The organism is Kingella pumchi (assembly GCF_022288825.1).
GTDB lineage: Bacteria > Pseudomonadota > Gammaproteobacteria > Burkholderiales > Neisseriaceae > Kingella_D > Kingella_D pumchi.
In genome coordinates, this window is sequence record NZ_JAKOOW010000020.1 from 284 (window position 1) to 2206 (window position 1923).

Sequence of the window (1923 nt, forward strand, 5' to 3'; positions counted from 1 at the left end):
TTATACACGGGAGCGCTGTAGCCGGTGCGGCGTCCCCACCTTTGTCTAGATTTGCTTTTGCGGGCATAGCTGTTTTCGAAGATGCCGGACTCGATTTCGTACACGCCGGCCAAATCGCTGAGGTTTTTCAGGGTGCTGTCTTTGTCGCTGCCCTGCCAGACGCCGCCGATCAGGATTTGGCCGTTTTCATTGGCCAGCTCTTGGGTGTCAGCAGTAAAGTTGCCGCCGATGGCAATTTGCCCGGGTTGGGAGTGGGCGATTTGGTCTTCGTGGCGTTGTATGGTGACGCGTTTTTCGTTCCAGCTGGATTGGCGAACCGGAGCACGGCCGTCGTTAAAGGTAAACTCGCCTTTGGCATGATTGGCAGTCTGCCGCCATGAGCCGTCTTTGCCAACCTGCCACCACTCGGGATTGCCGGGCTGGCTGTAGCTGTGCCGGTGTTCGGCCGCGCCGACGGCAACTTTGTGATTGACTTCCCAGCGGCTGTTGCCGTTATGGATTTTGGCAACCGACCATACGCCGTCTCCGGCCGCTTCGATGCGGCCGCCGCGGTTTTCCAGGCGCTCGGCCCTGCCTTCGGCCTGATGGCTCTCGTTCAAACGGCCGCCGATATGCAGTGTGCCTTCGCTGCTGATCAGGCTGGAGACGCTGCCGGTTTGTACTTGGCCGTTTTCTATCCGGCCAAAGCCGCTGCCGGTGTTGCTTATGCTGCGCATGCCGATGTCCAGGCGTTCGCGGGCGGCAATGACGGGGGCTTGGTTTTTGCCGTCTGCGCTTGCTTCTTCGCGGTTGTTCAGGCTGCCGCCGCCCAGGGCGAGACGGCTGCCGTAGATGCGGCCGCTGCCGATGTTGTTCAGGGCAGTCGCGGCATCAATGCGGGTCAGGCCGTTGCTGTTGATCAGGCCGCGGTTGTCCACAGTGTCGGCGCCAATACGGGTATTGCTGCCGGAAACCAGTTTGCCTTCGGCGCGGTTGTCGATATGCCGGGCACGGATGTCGAGGGCTGCGCCGCCGGCCAAACGGTGGCGGTTGCGGATGCTGCCGCCGCTTTCGATGCTGAGTGTGCGGCCGGCTTCGATGTCGCCGCTGCTGTCAAAGTCGGCGCTGAGTTTGAGGGCGGCGTCGCGGCCGGCGGCCAGGGTGCCGCTGCCGTCCAGCCGGTTGGCCGTCAGTTCGAGATCTTGGCCGGCCAGAATGCTGCCGCCGCTGCTGGCAATATCGCCGGCGGCCAGTTTCAGGCTGCCGGCAGTGGTGATTTCGCCTTGCTGGTTGTTCAGACCGTCTGAAAGGCGGATGTCGCTGAGGGTATTGCTGCGGATGACGCCTTGGCGGTTGTCGAGTCGGGTGCCGTCCAGTTTCAGGCTGCCTGCGGCCAGGGCGCCGCCGCGGTTGTCGCTGTGGCTGCTGTTTATGTCGGCGCTGCGGGCGAGAATGTTGCCTTGGCGGTTGTCGAAACGGCTGCCGTCTGCTTTCAGGCTGCCGAGGGTGAGGTGGCCGCTGTTGGCCAGCTCGCTGCTGACGCTCAAATCGGTGCGCCCGCCCGCTTCGATGGTGCCGCTGTTGTCCAAACGGCCGGAGACGCTGATGCGGCCGTCGGCAGGAGCGGGAACCGGGGTGTGGCCGCCGTTGCCGTTATTGCCGTTGCCGTTATTGGCGGGGGGCCGCTTGTTGCCGGAATTACCGTTACCGCCGCCGCTGTTACCGTTGTTACCGCCGTTGTTGCCGCTGCCGTTTCCGCCGTTGCTGCTATTGTTTTCCGGCAGGCCGATGCGGCCGCTGTTGGCCAGACGGGCGGTTTCAACGGTGAGATTCTGACTGCCGCTTTGGCTGATGCGGCCGCTGTTGTCCAATACGGGGGCGGCGATGTCCAGACGGCCGCCGTCGATTTGACCGCTGTTGCCGATATGGGCGCTGCGGATGCGG

Annotated in this window: 1 pseudogene; it reads right to left on the reverse strand. The window is 63.4% G+C overall.

What is annotated here, in order from left to right:
* Window positions 1-1923, reverse strand: a pseudogene (locus tag MB824_RS04570) (hemagglutinin repeat-containing protein); the annotation flags it as partial.